A 14,772-nucleotide genomic window follows, 5' to 3' on the forward strand; every position below is an offset into this window, starting at 1 on the left:
GAAACGATTAGATTAAACACAAAATAAATTCACAAACGAGCAAAGCTTGTTAACCGGCTTTTTTATCTTTGATGGCGTTAAGAACTTGTACCAAGTTTCTAGGAACACCATTGAGTACATTGAGAAGTCCACGGTGTGGTGCAACCATAGTACCGATAAGTTGGCCAAGAAGTACTTCGCGTGAAGGTAAAGAAGCGAGTTGTTCAACTGCTTTAGGTGTTAATAAGGATTTCTCCATATATCCACCAACAATTTTAAGCTTCTCACATTTCTTTGCGGATTCAGAAAATACTTTTGCAGCTGCTGCTGAATCACCGTAAGCAAAAACAATACCCATTTGGCCTTTGAAGAGATCAGAAATGACATTTTCATCTCTGCCTTCAACTGCTTTTTGAGCAATCGTATTTTTAACTACGTGGAAATCAGCTTGGACTGCTTTGAGTTCACGACGCATTGCCGTAAGCTCTTCCACTGTCATTCCTGAGTAATTAGCTAGGAACACAGCGCCAGATTTGTCGAGTGCTTCTACAACACTGTCGCGCCACTGGACTTTAGCGTTACGATCCAAGAGAATGCCTCCCCTAAGTTATTCGTAGCTCCACAGGCAAAATGGAATTACGAGGTTAATAAACCGCAGGGGTCAAAGTCTATGCGGGGATTATATGAGTGCATTATTTGCAAACACAACCAGCAGTCTGAGACCCTTACGAAACAAAATTAAACTTTGTATTCAGTAGGTTCAATGCAAACAGAAGGAGTCATTGTTGCGCTTACATAAACGGATTTAATGTAAGTTCCTTTTGCTGCAGCAGGTTTAGCCTTAACAATAGCATCGATAAATGCTTTTGTATTTTCTTCTATTTTCTTAGCTTCAAAGGATACTTTTCCTACTGGAGCTTGAATAATACCAGCTTTATTTACTTTAAATTCAACACGGCCCGCTTTCGCTTCTTTTACCGCATTTTTAAGATCTTGAGTTACTGTACCCACTTTTGGGTTAGGCATAAGTCCACGAGGTGCAAGAATACGACCTAGACGACCCACAACACCCATCATGTCAGGAGTAGCAATAGCGGCTTCGAAATCAAGCCATCCGCCTTGAATTTTTTGCGCAAGGTCATCACCACCAACGTAGTCAGCACCAGCTTCTTCTGCTTCACGGATTTTTTCGCCCTTAGCAAATACTAATACGCGCACCTTTTTGCCAAGGCCATGAGGAAGAACTACCGCTCCGCGAACATTTTGATCAGCGTGGCGTGGGTCTACACCGAGGTTCATTGCAACTTCAACAGTTTCATCAAATTTTGCATAGGACACTTCTTTTAGAAGTTGGCTTGCTTCATTGATATTATAGGCTTTTGTAGAGTTTATTTTCGCTCTTGCAGCCTTCAATTTTTTACTAATTTTTCTAGCCATATAGAATTCCTTATGAGGTTAAGCGGCTGGTAAAAGCCTCCCTCTGTTTAAATTATGCTTTAACTTCAATACCCATAGAACGAGCTGAGCCTTTGATTAGCTTTTTAGCTGCTTCAATGTCGTAGCAGTTGAGGTCTGGTAGCTTAGTTTTAGCAATTTCTTCAACTTGCTTTTCAGTTACAGAACCAGCAATAGCTTTACCAGGAGTTTTACTTGCAGATTCAAGTTTTGCAGCTTGTTTAAGCAAGATACTTGCTGGAGGAGTTTTTGTAATAAAAGTAAAGGACTTGTCTGAATAGACAGTAATGATTGTTGGAAGTACAACGCCAGGTTGTTTTTGAGTTCTAGCATTGAATTCTTTAACAAACATTGCAATGTTTACACCACGTTGTCCAAGTGCTGGACCTACAGGTGGCGCAGCAGTTGCTTGTGCGCCTTTGATCTGGAGCTTAATGAGCCCGACGATTTTTTTAGCCATTGTAATTTCCTCATATAATAAACACTCACCCAAAAAGGTGCATTTTGGGCGTGAATGCAAACCGATAATACATAATTTTAATTGATGCAAGGAAAAAGGAAGAGATTTAGGGTATCTGAGCTTACTCTGTCATCTTCTTAAATTCCCGCGTGAGAATAGGAACCGCTTGGAAAAGGTCTGCCACAATTCCATAATCTGCTTTTTGGAAAATAGGCGCATCGGCATCGGTATTGATAGCAACGATACACTTAGATGTACGCATTCCAGAAAGGTGTTGGATAGAACCAGAGATTCCACAGGCTATATATAAGTTAGGATTTACTGTTTTTCCAGTCTGCCCTACCTGTAAATCATAAGGGGCATAACCTGAGTCAACAGCTGCCCGCGAAGCGCCAACTGAGCCGTGGACGGTATCTGCACATTCAAATAGAAGTTTGAAGTTATCTTTATTAGCCATAGCGCGCCCACCCGAAACAATTATACTTGCTTCAGTTAAATCGGGACGTTCACTATTTCCTTTTCTCACTTCAACAACTTTTGCCGATATTTTTGCAGAATCAAATGTGCAAGAGAATTTTTCAACATTTGCTTGTGCATTTGCATCGGCAACTTCACTTGGGCGAACATTCGGACGTAATGTTATAAAAGTAATAGGAGCTTGTGATACCGCTATTTTTGCACATTTTCCTAAATACATGGGAATATCTGCGGTAACAGTTTCTCCTTCTAGTTGAAACGAGACAACATCGGTAAGCATAGCTCCCTGATTGCGAATGGCGAGGCGTGGAAAAAAATCTCTTCCAGTTGGTGAAGCTGGTCCTACAATAATTGTGTAGTTATTTTTTTTAATTATTTGGGTAATAGCTTGGATTGTTGGTTCACCTTGATATGTATTTGTCTCTGGAGAATCAACAATATAAATTTTAGAAGCACCAAAAGTAGCTACTGTTTTTGCATGTTGTTCACACCCTTCACCAAGTAACACGGCGTGAATATTTTCTGTTTTACCACCGAGCATTTTTCTGGCTTCAGCTATTGTTTCTCCAGTGGTAGATTTTAATTTTCCATTTCTAACTTCAGCATAGATAAGAACTTTATGAGACATGGGTTATTCCTTATTTAAATCACTTTTGCTTCGGAGCGTAAGAGTTTAGCAACTTCAACAACCATTTCTTCAACTGGTTTGCCTTTAAATATTTTTCCAGGAGCTTTTTCAGGAGGTAATTTATAGTTTTTAACTTCTACTTTAGCTTTCTCCGTAATAAGTTCAGAAGCTTTTTTCTCTGCAATTGGCTTTTTCTTTGCTTTCATTATTCCAGGTAGAGATGGAAAACGTGGATCGTTAAGGTTTTGATGTGGCGCAATTAAAAGCGGGAGCTGAGCTTCATATACTTCAACTACACCACCTTCTACATCTCTTTCGCATTTTAAAGATTTTCCTTCATTTTGCCATTCAATCTTTGAAATGTTAACCAAACTAGGCATTCCTGCAAATTCAGCAACCATAGGCCCCACATTCCCAGCGCCTTCGTCAGTTGTGTTTAAACCAGCAAAAATAAGATCTGGTTTTTCTTCTGCAACAACCTTTGCAATTGCTGATGCTATCGTAAAAGAATCTAAATAATTAGAAAAACCTTCGGTATTGATCCAGACGCCTCTATCAATTCCCATTGCAAGAGCTTTGCGGATGGTTTCTTGTGCACGCGAAGGTCCAACACTTACTACAATACTTTCTCCTTTAAATTTTTCTTGTGTGCGAATGGCTTCTTCCATTGCATATTCATCGCATGGGTTAACCATATATTTAAAATCTGCTTCATCTATTGCTTTGCCACCCGAGGTGATTTTAATCACAGTTTCTGTATCAGGAACATGTTTAGCTAGAACAAGAATTTTCACTTTATTCCCCCAGAGAAGGATTGATTGTTTAACACATAAAAAAAGACACCACTAAGTCAGAATGAGATTACTAATTCCAGTTAGGGTGTCAAATGGGGCAAGTGTTCTAATGACAAAATAAAATAACAAATGAGGAAATTATAAAGCTTTTCTTTTTATGCAAACATGGCGATTTTTTGCTTCGCCACGACTTTCTGTTTCAAATCCAGCTTCAGTAATTAATGAGTGTTGTTCTCGGCGGACAAATGAGTTTTGTGGAGCTAAACTCACTTCATTGATATTCTTATTTTTAATAAGATTTTGAATAGCTAGTTTTGCTTCTGCTAAAGCATCCTCTAGATTTATATTTTGTCTTGAGTCAGTTTGAAATGAATTTTTAAACCCTCCATTTGAAGAGGAATATTTGTTCTCTCTATGGGAATTATCAGACTGCTGTTTGTGATCTTTCGTTTCTTGAAAGTTTTTCAATTCAAATTTTTGTTTCGGTTCAAACGACTTTGGCTTAACTTGTTGATGATCTGTATGGTTGGGTTTTTCTGCAAAATGCTGTTTTTCATTCTGAGTGTGATCTCTTGAATGTTTTTTGCGATCACCGGAATTGTCTTTTTCGTGCTTTGCTTTTTGGCGTTCAAATCTTCTTGCCTTACGTTCTTCATGTTCTCTTTCAAAGAGCTCTTTAAACTGAAGTTCATAGGCAGCACCACAAGGGGGGCGTACGTTCCAATCAATTACTTCTGGAATATGTTCTTTTTTCGTGTATTTCCACAGAATATAAGCTTGTAATAAAGGAAAGTAATTTCCAAAAACTTTCTTAGAAAAAGATGAAATAAGACTCCAAATTTCATGCGTATAAAGCTGGTCTATATTTTCATTGTTTTCGTTTAATAAAGGGAAAAGGCTGTAAGGTTGTTCCGTTTGATTTTGAGCTAAAAATTGAGAGTACTTGGTCATAGCCAAAACAATATTTTTGCTTGAAACAGCTTTTGGAATTGAACTTCCAGAAAATTCTGGGAGTGAGTGGCCAGTAAATTGCTGAATTAAATAATTTAAATCTGCAAATAAGGTTGCCACAGAATGCGAAAACCATGAAATATTCTCTAAATCTACATTTTCATTGCGGTGAAAATTTGGCAAAATATGAAAATGATGAGTGATGATTTCATTTAATAAATTTTTAAAGGTATTGAACTCAGGATTTTTAGGTGCCGTCCAAGATTTGCTCAAAAAAGGGTCAAAACGTAAATGTGAGTTAAATTCTCCGTTATTTTTTAAACGGGCTTCAAATGCCTGATTCACAGCAAAGATAAAGGTATCAGGATTAATAGAAAATTTAGATAGTTCTGTCACTGTAGAATGTCCCATATAAAGTTCAGCTAAAGGCGGTTGTTTGCCTTTTGTTTTGGATAGTATAGCAGTCTTATAAAATTAGGACTACAACCTAAGTGCTTATGGGATAAACCTTAATGAAAGAAAAGTCACTAATGAATTTGGAGAGTCCACAAAAAACAGGCATGTCTAGCAGATTAAAGTATCTTAGGGAAAAATTAAGTCAAATACCGCATAAGCCCGGAGTGTATCTTCATAAAAATGAGTCAGGTGACATTTTATATGTTGGGAAGGCTAAAGATCTTGTCAATCGATTAAAATCTTATTTTTATGGAATTGAAAATCACTCGCCTAAAACTAGAGCTTTAGTAAATAAAATATATGATTTTGAAATTATTATTACTGAAAATGAGTATGAATCTTTATTATTAGAAAATAACTTAATAAAACATAATAAGCCTAATTACAATATACTATTACGCGATGATAAAACATATCCATATATAAAAGTAGATATTCAGGAAGAGTGGCCTAAAGTAACTGTTGTAAGAAAACGGAAAAAAGATGGAAGTATTTATTTTGGTCCTTATACACTTACTGGCCAAGTTATACAATTAATGAATGTTATAAATAGATTTTTTCCCTTAATAAAATGTACACCGACCATTTTTAAAACAGTAACTAGACCTTGTAATTATTATGACATTAAAAAATGTTTAGGACCTTGTAAATTAGCAGTAGATAAAAAAGAATATGCAACACATTTGAATAATGTAATAGCTATTTTAAGTGGAAAATCAAAAGATATTTTAAGTAAAATTAAAAAAGAAATGTTGTTAGCTGCGGAAGCCTTGAACTTTGAAAAAGCCGCTATGCTTAGGGATCAATTAAAAGCTGTTAGTCAATTAACTGAAAATCAGTCTGTAACGTTATCAGAAGAAATTGATATTGATATTTTAGGCTCCTACTGGAGCAGTGATATAGCTGCTTTTTATGTTGCACAAATTAGAACAGGAAAAGTGGTTGGTGGTGATTCATATATTATAAAACATATAGCAGAAGAACCTATAGAAGATGGTAAATTAGACAATATAAAAGAAGAAATGCAAAGAATTTATATGACTTTTATTTGCCAGTACTATACACAAAAAAATGCACCTGATAATGTTCTATTTTCTAAAGCAGAAAATGTAATAAACTCTGAGGATGTTTTAGTCCTTGAGCAATTTTTAAAAGAAAAAAATGATAAAAATGGAAGTAATAAGAGAAGCTCATTTTATTTAAATAAAGCAAACTTTATAAAATCTCTTAAAGCAAAAGATAAAATATTATCCAAAAAGATTGAAAGTTTAGTTATCCATGCAAATAAAAATGCTGAGAGTAAATATAGTGAGCATATCAAAATGGAGGAAGTAAGTAATAATTTATTGACTTCTTTAAAAGAGTTTTTAAATTTAACTTCAATTCCATTAGTTATTGAGTGTTTTGATATTTCAACTTTTCAAGGAACCGAGACAGTAGCTTCACAAGTTGTATTTAAAAATGGAAGACCCAGTAAAAACTCTTATAAAAAATATATTATTAAAAGCGTTATTGGACAGGATGATTTTGCAAGTTTAAGAGAAGTTATACGAAGACGTTTTAAAGATCGAGATAATTTACAAGTACCTAATATTTTATTGATAGATGGTGGAACTCCCCAAATCAGAGAAGTTGGTTGGATGTTAAAATCCTTGGGTTTAGAACAAGTTTATTTTCTTGGATTAGCAAAAGCAAGAAATGAAAAAAATTTTACTTCCTCTACAGTGGCTTCATCAGAAGAAAGAATTGTTATACCAACGAGAGGTGCTAAGGGAGAATTGTTACCAGACGTAGCTCCAGAAACAAGAATTCTCCAACAAGGATCTGGAGAATATAAACTACTTACTCAAATTAGAGATGAGGCGCATCGTTTTGCAATTACGTTTCATCGGCAAAGAAGAGATAAAAATTCATTAAAGTCTATTTTACAAGAAATTAGAGGATTAGGTGCGAAACGAAAGAAAAAATTAGTTGAAATTTATCCAAATTTAAAAGACTTAATTCATTTAGATTTAAAAGAAGTATCTGAAAGAACAAAAATCCCAATGTATATTATCCAGCAAATAGTAGAAAAACTAAAGTCTTAAAATCAAATATAAAAATTTTTTAAATAAAATATATAAAATAAATTATCAATATTTCTAAATATATAGTATTGATATCTAATAAATAATCACTTAATTATAAAAATATAAATTTATTTTAATAATTAAGAAATAAAAATTATAATTATTATGTGTTTATATTATTTCAATTATTTTTTTTGATTTTATAAAATAATTGATTTAATTTATTGTTAGTTTTATTACTGATAGTAATAAATTAAAATTAAATATGGGAAAAATTATGTTTAGTTGCATGATGTGTTCGTCCGTTTTTGTTTCTTTACTTGAATTAATTGAGCATAAAAAAAAATTTAAACATAGTTTAAATAAGCTTGAATTAATTGATAAATTAGGATCATTTGGATTTAGGAAGGTTATTCAACAAAGAATAGTAACAAGCGCAAATTCGTTGGATGGAAGAACTAAAAGTTTTTTACAAGGTACTTCAACAGAGGTTATGCAGATTGGAGGGAAGCATAAAAGTTTTGATGCTGAAAGAGCCTTGGTTTATGCAAAAACTCCAGCAGCGATGAATGATTTTTCAAAAGAAAAGCTTATAAAAGAAGTTTTAAGTAGCTTGGAAACAAAAGATAAGTTAAAAATTAGAGATTTATTTTTTTCATTTCAGAATGAAGTAAATATTAATGACAACATTGATTATTCTAGATACAGAAGAGTATCTATATATGAAACAAGAAGTTTTTTTGACGAATTGCCCTTACAAAATGAAAAAGATCCTTCTTTGTTTAACTATTATTTATTATTAAAAAAATCTGCTCCTCCATTAAATTTAATTGAAAATAATATTGAGAAGTTAAAGATTTTTATAATTAATATTATACATCAATTATTTTACATTCATTATTGTCTTTATGTGGCTAAGATTCAACATGGTGACATGCATATGGGAAATATAAAATTAATCATAGATAATAATGGATTTCCTATAATTAAAGCGTTTGATTTTGGTAAATCAAAAATTATTACTGGGCAAGATTTTGATTTTAAAGATTTAAAATATTTGCTAGATAGAATAGCTGTTAGCGGAAGATTAGAAACATTTAAAAGAAATACAATCAGAAGTGAAGATTCTTCTGAGCAACAAAAACACTATCCACTGCATAAATTTTTAAAATTATTTATCAGTGGTAGTAAATCAAACGATTTGTCCTTATTAAATTCTTTTATTCATGATATTTCTTCTGAATTATTGCACCAACTTCAAGGACGGAAAAATTCTGCTGAACAATTAGAAAATTTTGAGGCGGCATCTAATGAATTTGTTTCAGTGCTATTTTAAAGATCATAATTGTTGATATATTTGCTATAAATTGCTTTGAATTTTTCTTTATTTTTATCTTTTTAAATATTTTTTTCTGATTTAAAGATCTGCTACTTAAGTTACTAATTTTTTCTATTTCTTTTACCTGTTTATTATTTAAGGAATAAATAAGAACTAATGTATCTTCAAATACAACAGATTTGCTACTTAATAAAAATTCTTCTCTAGCCAAATTTTTTAGATTAATATGCGCATTATAAATATTTTTCGCACATATTCTTGAGCTCTTTCCCGTGGGAAAGCATCAGAAATTACTTTATAATCATTTGATAAAGAAAATAAGTATTCTGTATAATCTACAAAAATTCCTTTCAAATTACCATCTTGTTTTATTGAAAATAGGTAAAAATTTTCATAATAAGAAATTTTAATAACAATATTATCGCTTGAATAAGCTTTTAGAAAAAAGAAAGTAGAAATTAAAAAACTACTTTTTTGAGCTTCTAAATTCTTTTGGAGACTGATAATTTTTTAAAGACCAAATACCAATTTTTTTTTCTTTTGCAGCTTTTTCTGCAGTAAGATAAGGCGAAATATCAAATTCCTTTACGGTTTTTCCATGATATACTTCGGCCATACCTGATTCAACCATTTTAAGATTGATATTTTCCTTATTAAAATAAATTTCAGCTAAAGCTCTGCCAAAAGGATCGGTTGCATAATTTTTTAAGGTGACAGTTTTGCCTTTTATGAGTTGATTGATATAGACTTTACTTTCTTCTCCCATAGGTTGAGAGTTTTTGTTTTGCCTATTAGCAACTTCTGGTGCATCTATACCTATCAAACGAATTTTAAGCTTTAAGTTATCCGGACTTTTTAATTGGCAGGTATCTCCATCATGGCAATTAAGTACTGAATATTTAACTTCATTATCTGCAAAACTAGTGTTAAATAGTCCCAAAGAGAATAGTAGTGGTAACGAATATTTAAAGATTGTCATTTGCCCCCCTGCTTTAAATCTAAAATCTGTTTTTTTAAACGAGCAAGGTATTGTAATGCTTTTAGTGTTCTAGTTCCATACCAACTTAGATTCTGGCCATTTACTAGTAAAAACCTTTCCATTCCTAAATTGTGGGTTTGAAAAAATTCTGAAATGTGTCTTACTTTAAATGGATATGGCTCAGAGCTAAATAGAAAAAGATCTGTTTCTTTTAGAAAATCTATACTCATGCTTTCATTGAGTTTTGGGTATCTTTCAGAAAGAAGCTGACTTGTTTTAATTTGGTTATTTAATCCAATTAAAGAAAGTAAATAAGCTATGTAGGACTGATCTCCGGCTACCATCCAAGGATTTCTCCATATAAAATAGATATAATGTAAATTTAATTTTTCTATTTCTTGCAATTTATTAAATTCATTTTCAATAGCTTGAATCCATTGCTTTGCTTTCTTTTCTGAAAGAAAAATTTTTCCAAACTCTTCAATAATTTTAGTACTATCAAAAACTGTTTTGGGGAAAGTTTTTATCACTGTAAAAGAATTTTCTCTAGCGTGCTCATAAAGTGTTTGTATGTCATTCGTAGTATTTTCTTCATCATTTACAATCACATGAGTTGGGTCAAGGGAGAGAAGAAGATCGATATCAGGATTTTTTGTGCCACCAATAATTTTTGCTGTTTTTGATATAAACTTTGGTGAAATACAAAAGTTAGTGCAACCAATTATGTTAGTATGGAGTCCTAAATCACATAAGGTTTCAGTTAGGCTTGGTACAAGAGAAATAATTCTAAAAGGTATGTGCAAAAGCTAATCCTTTTGTTTAGATTTTACTTTTCTTGTACTTGTTTTTTTTCTTTCTTTACTATTTAAGAATCTTTCTAATGAATTTAAGGATGAATAGCCTGCTAAACTAGCTACTTTCTCATTATCCATTCCTTTAGCAAGCCATCTTAAAATAGCATGGTTGCGCAAGCTTTCTGAGTTATAAGGTATCCCTAATATCTCAGTACAAACTTCATAAATAACAAATTTTATTCCATGCCTGTGGAGAAAATTTGTTCTTGTTTTTCTGCTAACGTTTAAGTAACCGAAGAACAATTTGGATTCAAGCGAAGTTGGTAAATTCATTTGTTCTCTTGTTTCTCTTAGCATATTTAATGCTCTAGAAACTTCTAAATTATAAGGTACCAAACGTTCATTATTTCCAGTAACTTTAAGGCATCCAGCAATCGAATCCTCTGTGGTTGGCTCCTCTAATTCTGGCCAAACATCCCCCCATGTTAAATTAGAAGCTTCTGAAGCTTTTAAACCACAATCTCCTAATATTAAAACTAAAGTCCAATCACGAATTGCTTTTTCATCTTTATTTAACGCCAACTGCTTTAAAGTTCTACATAGGCTTAAATATTTTTCATGTGTGACAGTTAGCAAAGCGGGTGCTGGCTGTTTTGGTGATTTAATATCTAGAAAAGGAGAACTTGTGATTATCTTTTCTGATACTAAAAAATGGATAAAAGTTCTTACACTCATTTGAGCTCTACGCATACTGGATTGGGAATGTCTTCCGTTTTCTTTCAAAAAATGAAGCCAGTTTTCTTGTGCAGGGTAGGAATAATTATCTGGGCTTATTTGCTTTTCTATCAAAAATTCACAAAAAAGCGAAAGATCATTTCGGTAAGCACTAATTGTATTTACTGATTTTCCTGATTTTTTTAATTGATTTAAAAATCTAATAAGTAAAGGCGATAGTTTGGAAAATGCAAATGTTTCCGGATAGAAAAAATCCTTATTAATAATTTCAGACACGACAGACTGATGGTTGACAAAATTTCCGTCCATGAAAATCTCCTCAAAATAACCATTTTTATTGAATGAAAGCATCTATGTGGAGAGAGCTTTAAATTCGTTGAAACCAAGCTATTCCTTTTCATTCACTCTCTCAATGAGTATTGTATTAGAAAAAATAGTTCTGTAATTACAATAATTTAAAAAAATTTACAACAAAAAAGATCTATATTTACATATACTTAAGAAATTATAAGATACCCTTTGGCTACATATTTTTTAGATTGGCTGCCAATGGTGTGATTCACTATTTTGTATTATAGGTATAGACCATTTTATTTTTTGGTAATGAAACAAAATTGAAAGATGTATTTATGAATAAAATAAAAATATTAGAAACTGAAGTTGAGAAATTTCAATACAATACAAAAATAAGAGCTAGTGACTTAAATTATGGTAATCATCTTGGGCATGATAATTTAATATCGCTAATTCATGATGCAAGACTAACATACTTCTGTAAAAATAATATTGCAGAAGTTAATCATGAAAATTTATATACTTTTATGATTAAATCATTAACTATTGATTATATAAATCAAGGTTATTTGCACGAAAATTTAGATATTAAAGTTTACGTTGGAGAAATAAGTAAATTTAGTTTTGATTTAAAATATTCAGTTATGCGAGATAATTCTTTAATAGCACTATGCTTAACTACTTTGGTTTGCTACAATAATTCCAAAAGGCGGCTGGATCATCTACCCCCTTCCATTTTGTCCGTTCTTACAAAATAAGATTTTAAGTTTTTCGAGGTTACAATGGACAGGACAAGTAGAGTATATACAAGCCTTAGAAATGAAATTTTAAAAAATGACATCAATAATGTTTTACAAATGTATAAAGCTGATAAATTTTTTAATTATATTGATGCTAATGTAATTAATTTACAAACAACTGAATGTATTAATTTAGATATAGATATGTCAGGTTTAACGAAGCATTATCAATTTTTGAATATCTATGCGATAGATCCTTTTATTAATCAATTTAAATACACTAGAAAACAAACTTTCCATTTCAAAGAAATTGAACTAAGTCAAGTTAAAATGATTAATAGTAATATCCGTGTTGGAGTTGTTCTGAATGAAGAAAGAAGCAAGTATTTTTATGTTCACAATGGAATGTATAGGACTATTCAAATAAATAAAAAATATTGCTTTGTTTGTGTTTACGGTTTAGAAAAAAAAGATTTTATTTTTGATGTTGACTTTGATCCTGCGAATAAACAGGGGCAATGGTTCCGAGCATTTGAGTTTGCTCTTCTTGATGTAGTAAAAAACTATCTAATTGATATTGCTAATAACAGAGGAAATGAAAAATGTCCGATATTAAAAGGTTATTAACACAGTCAGCTGGTTTAAGAGCTTATTCTATTCGAGTTGGAATATTAAATAAAACAAAAAAATATTTTTCCCAAAAATATAACATTCTTTCAAACTCCATTAAAAAATATGAAGAAAGTCCTATTATCAAGTCGAAAGTAACAGGAAAAAGAATATATGAAGCTTTTTTAGCTGAGGGTATTGATGTACCAGAAGCTTGGTTTTTTAATGGTGTCGGTGATTTTTATATAAGTGAAGAAATTTGTTCTAAAATATTTTATGAATTTGATGATCAAGAGTCTAAAGCATGTACAGATATTTTGCTATTCAAATCTAGATATAAAGATTCTGAAATTATTACTATAGAAGATGATATGAATAGCCCTTATTATAACTATGGTGATTATGTTGGATTTATCTGGAGAAAACTTTCACAAATTGATAATTTAAATAAAGTAGTTTGCGCAATTAAATTAAACGAAGGAATATATGTGCGAATTTGCTCTAAAGTTTCTAATAATAAAGTTAGAATTGAGGGGAATAAATTATTAAATAGAGTTGTTATAGCAAATCAAATTGCACCAATTATTTTTCACAGGCCAGCAAAATATTATAGATTATTAAATACTGGGCAATCTTATTTTTAATTATTATTTTGCATTATTTCAAGTAAAATATCATTATTTAAAAATGCTTTATTAGCAATATAGTAACGTTTTTCTTTGTTTATTTCTTTTGTTTCATTTTTAATCAAGGATTTTGTTATCTTAGAGAATAGTTTATTTTTTTCTCCACCTAGAAAAAATGGGGCGATAAATAAGTGAATTAAATCAAAGTTATTTTCTTCAATAAAAGCACTAAGTAAGCGAGGGCCTCCTTCGACTAAAACACTTTGAAATGGTCTGCCAAACTCTTGAATAAAATTAATTTTTTCAATTGAGCTTTGGATGCTTTCTGTTACAGGCATAGTTGTTTGAATTTGGGAAATAATAATTTTTTCATTATCAAAAATAAATTTTAACCAGTCATTATTTGTTTTATTTGCAAATTTAGAAAGAATATTTTCACAAATAAAAAGGATAATTTTTTGTTTACTTTTTAAAGTTTTATCTTTTAATTTTTGTTGTTGCTCTATGGAGCAACTAAGTATTTTACCACCTGGGTCATAAATCATTTTAATAGGATTTCGTTTGAATTGAATATCAAGATCTCTTATATCAAGTGAGGGATAATCATTTAATACAGTGCCAGCTCCAACTAATATGGCATCATATTTCTGGCGCAGCCAATGCGTATATTTTCGGGACATTTCACCAGAGATCCATTTCCAACCATTCAAATCATCAGCCAAGCATCCATCAAGTGTCTGAGCCCATTTTAGAGCAAAGAAGGGCCTTTTTTTCTCCTGCTGAATAAAAAATGGGTAATTAAAAGCTTTTATTTCATTTGCAAAGGTAAAATTTGGGTGGGCAAGACCTTGGCCTGTTAAAATCTTAATTCCCTCTCCACTGACTAAAGGATTAGGGTCTTTGCAACCAATAACTACTTTTTTAATTTTTTTATTTTGGAAAAGATTGACGCAGGGAGGTTGTTTTCCAACATGTGAGCAAGGTTCTAAAGTTACATAAATAGTTGAATCTTCTAGCAAATCGGCAGGAAGTTGTTCAAAAGCAACTCTTTCTGCATGTCGATCACCCCATTTCTCAGTGCAACCATAAGATATTATTTTGTTGTTTTTAACTATTATACATCCAACGGAGGGGTTAGGGTTTGCTATGCAGCTATTTTTCATACCACTTAAGAAGGCTTTGAATAAGTAGTACTCATCACTAAAGGTGGCTATCCCTTCAGGAATCAAATCATTTCCCTTATCTGGATTGACTATTTCCTCAATCCAGCCGCCAAATGAAAATCCTGCTTTTAAGCGAAAAGTCATTTTTAGATTGCCTTCCTATAAATGAAATGGTAGTAAAAGCGGCGAAGCTTATAAGGCTTCTTTAGGAACAATCGGTTTTT

General features: G+C 31.7%; 16 protein-coding genes. 5 read left to right on the forward strand and 11 right to left on the reverse strand.

The annotated features are described in order from the left end of the window. Nucleotides 1-49: 49 nt before the first annotated feature. From rplJ to GOY08_RS06790, 6 genes are all read right to left on the reverse strand, one after another. Nucleotides 50-568 carry a 50S ribosomal protein L10 gene (gene rplJ, locus GOY08_RS06765; RefSeq protein ID WP_158998136.1) on the reverse strand — a complete coding sequence of 173 codons (519 nt, stop codon included), beginning with the start codon at nucleotides 566-568 and terminating at the stop codon, nucleotides 50-52. A 149-nt stretch (nucleotides 569-717) separates the two neighbouring features. Beyond that, on the reverse strand, nucleotides 718-1,416 hold the full coding sequence (rplA, locus tag GOY08_RS06770; protein WP_158998137.1) for a 50S ribosomal protein L1: 699 nt from the start codon (nucleotides 1,414-1,416) through the stop codon (nucleotides 718-720). Between the two features lie 52 nt (nucleotides 1,417-1,468). Continuing rightward, a complete protein-coding gene (gene rplK, locus GOY08_RS06775; protein WP_158998575.1) occupies nucleotides 1,469-1,894 on the reverse strand; it encodes a 50S ribosomal protein L11 in 426 nt (141 codons plus the stop codon). Between the two features lie 121 nt (nucleotides 1,895-2,015). Continuing rightward, a complete protein-coding gene (locus tag GOY08_RS06780; protein WP_158998138.1) occupies nucleotides 2,016-2,999 on the reverse strand; it encodes an electron transfer flavoprotein subunit alpha/FixB family protein in 984 nt (327 codons plus the stop codon). A gap of 14 nt (nucleotides 3,000-3,013) precedes the next feature. Beyond that, entirely contained in the window at nucleotides 3,014-3,793 is a 780-nt protein-coding gene (locus GOY08_RS06785) for an electron transfer flavoprotein subunit beta/FixA family protein (protein ID WP_158998139.1), read from the reverse strand. A 138-nt stretch (nucleotides 3,794-3,931) separates the two neighbouring features. Next, a complete protein-coding gene (locus tag GOY08_RS06790) occupies nucleotides 3,932-5,155 on the reverse strand; it encodes a R3H domain-containing nucleic acid-binding protein (protein ID WP_158998140.1) in 1,224 nt (407 codons plus the stop codon). A 101-nt stretch (nucleotides 5,156-5,256) separates the two neighbouring features. Between GOY08_RS06790 and uvrC the strand changes: the two genes are divergently transcribed. After that, the gene (uvrC, locus tag GOY08_RS06795) at nucleotides 5,257-7,287 is read left to right on the forward strand and encodes an excinuclease ABC subunit UvrC (protein WP_158998141.1); all 2,031 of its coding nucleotides are present in this window, start codon (nucleotides 5,257-5,259) and stop codon (nucleotides 7,285-7,287) included. 259 nt (nucleotides 7,288-7,546) lie between these two features. Further along, nucleotides 7,547-8,605: a hypothetical protein gene (locus tag GOY08_RS06800; protein WP_158998142.1), complete on the forward strand. Its 1,059-nt coding sequence runs from the start codon at nucleotides 7,547-7,549 to the stop codon at nucleotides 8,603-8,605. 219 nt (nucleotides 8,606-8,824) lie between these two features. On the opposite strand, the gene GOY08_RS06805 is transcribed toward GOY08_RS06800, so the two are convergent. The 4 genes from GOY08_RS06805 to GOY08_RS06820 all read right to left on the reverse strand — a co-directional run bounded on the left by GOY08_RS06805 (nucleotide 8,825) and on the right by GOY08_RS06820 (nucleotide 11,425). Further along, nucleotides 8,825-8,962: a hypothetical protein gene (locus GOY08_RS06805; protein ID WP_158998143.1), complete on the reverse strand. Its 138-nt coding sequence runs from the start codon at nucleotides 8,960-8,962 to the stop codon at nucleotides 8,825-8,827. A gap of 112 nt (nucleotides 8,963-9,074) precedes the next feature. Beyond that, entirely contained in the window at nucleotides 9,075-9,587 is a 513-nt protein-coding gene (locus tag GOY08_RS06810; RefSeq protein WP_158998144.1) for a thermonuclease family protein, read from the reverse strand. Beyond that, entirely contained in the window at nucleotides 9,584-10,390 is an 807-nt protein-coding gene (locus tag GOY08_RS06815; RefSeq protein ID WP_158998145.1) for an ABC transporter substrate-binding protein, read from the reverse strand. The genes GOY08_RS06810 and GOY08_RS06815 overlap by 4 nt, the downstream gene beginning before the upstream one ends. A 3-nt stretch (nucleotides 10,391-10,393) precedes the next feature. Continuing rightward, the gene (locus GOY08_RS06820; RefSeq protein ID WP_158998146.1) at nucleotides 10,394-11,425 is read right to left on the reverse strand and encodes a tyrosine-type recombinase/integrase; all 1,032 of its coding nucleotides are present in this window, start codon (nucleotides 11,423-11,425) and stop codon (nucleotides 10,394-10,396) included. A gap of 320 nt (nucleotides 11,426-11,745) precedes the next feature. Between GOY08_RS06820 and GOY08_RS06825 the strand changes: the two genes are divergently transcribed. The 3 genes from GOY08_RS06825 to GOY08_RS06835 are packed head-to-tail and all read left to right on the forward strand — an operon-like array spanning nucleotide 11,746 to nucleotide 13,403. Then, nucleotides 11,746-12,168, forward strand: coding sequence for an acyl-CoA thioesterase (locus GOY08_RS06825; RefSeq protein WP_158998147.1), 423 nt, complete (start codon nucleotides 11,746-11,748; stop codon nucleotides 12,166-12,168). Between the two features lie 24 nt (nucleotides 12,169-12,192). After that, nucleotides 12,193-12,777 carry a hypothetical protein gene (locus GOY08_RS06830; RefSeq protein ID WP_158998148.1) on the forward strand — a complete coding sequence of 195 codons (585 nt, stop codon included), beginning with the start codon at nucleotides 12,193-12,195 and terminating at the stop codon, nucleotides 12,775-12,777. Then, nucleotides 12,753-13,403, forward strand: coding sequence for a hypothetical protein (locus GOY08_RS06835; protein ID WP_158998149.1), 651 nt, complete (start codon nucleotides 12,753-12,755; stop codon nucleotides 13,401-13,403). The genes GOY08_RS06830 and GOY08_RS06835 overlap by 25 nt, the downstream gene beginning before the upstream one ends. On the opposite strand, the gene ribD is transcribed toward GOY08_RS06835, so the two are convergent. Next, nucleotides 13,400-14,692 carry a bifunctional diaminohydroxyphosphoribosylaminopyrimidine deaminase/5-amino-6-(5-phosphoribosylamino)uracil reductase RibD gene (gene ribD / locus GOY08_RS06840; RefSeq protein ID WP_158998150.1) on the reverse strand — a complete coding sequence of 431 codons (1,293 nt, stop codon included), beginning with the start codon at nucleotides 14,690-14,692 and terminating at the stop codon, nucleotides 13,400-13,402. The genes GOY08_RS06835 and ribD overlap by 4 nt on opposite strands. Nucleotides 14,693-14,772 lie beyond the last annotated feature (80 nt).

Source organism: Pigmentibacter ruber (assembly GCF_009792895.1).
GTDB classification, from domain to species: domain Bacteria; phylum Bdellovibrionota_B; class Oligoflexia; order Silvanigrellales; family Silvanigrellaceae; genus Silvanigrella; species Silvanigrella rubra.

Bases quoted from the DNA above. Each gene is read 5' to 3' on its own strand.
- rplA (WP_158998137.1), bottom strand. From the start codon at position 1,416: ATGGCTAGAAAAATTAGTAAAAAATTGAAGGCTGCAAGAGCGAAAATA.
- rplK (WP_158998575.1), bottom strand. From the start codon at position 1,894: ATGGCTAAAAAAATCGTCGGGCTCATTAAGCTCCAGATCAAAGGCGCA.
- GOY08_RS06780 (WP_158998138.1), bottom strand. From the start codon at position 2,999: ATGTCTCATAAAGTTCTTATCTATGCTGAAGTTAGAAATGGAAAATTA.
- GOY08_RS06790 (WP_158998140.1), bottom strand. From the start codon at position 5,155: ATGGGACATTCTACAGTGACAGAACTATCTAAATTTTCTATTAATCCT.
- uvrC (WP_158998141.1), top strand. From the start codon at position 5,257: ATGAAAGAAAAGTCACTAATGAATTTGGAGAGTCCACAAAAAACAGGC.
- GOY08_RS06800 (WP_158998142.1), top strand. From the start codon at position 7,547: ATGTTTAGTTGCATGATGTGTTCGTCCGTTTTTGTTTCTTTACTTGAA.
- GOY08_RS06810 (WP_158998144.1), bottom strand. From the start codon at position 9,587: ATGACAATCTTTAAATATTCGTTACCACTACTATTCTCTTTGGGACTA.
- GOY08_RS06820 (WP_158998146.1), bottom strand. From the start codon at position 11,425: ATGGACGGAAATTTTGTCAACCATCAGTCTGTCGTGTCTGAAATTATT.
- GOY08_RS06825 (WP_158998147.1), top strand. From the start codon at position 11,746: ATGAATAAAATAAAAATATTAGAAACTGAAGTTGAGAAATTTCAATAC.
- GOY08_RS06830 (WP_158998148.1), top strand. From the start codon at position 12,193: ATGGACAGGACAAGTAGAGTATATACAAGCCTTAGAAATGAAATTTTA.
- GOY08_RS06835 (WP_158998149.1), top strand. From the start codon at position 12,753: ATGTCCGATATTAAAAGGTTATTAACACAGTCAGCTGGTTTAAGAGCT.
- ribD (WP_158998150.1), bottom strand. From the start codon at position 14,692: ATGACTTTTCGCTTAAAAGCAGGATTTTCATTTGGCGGCTGGATTGAG.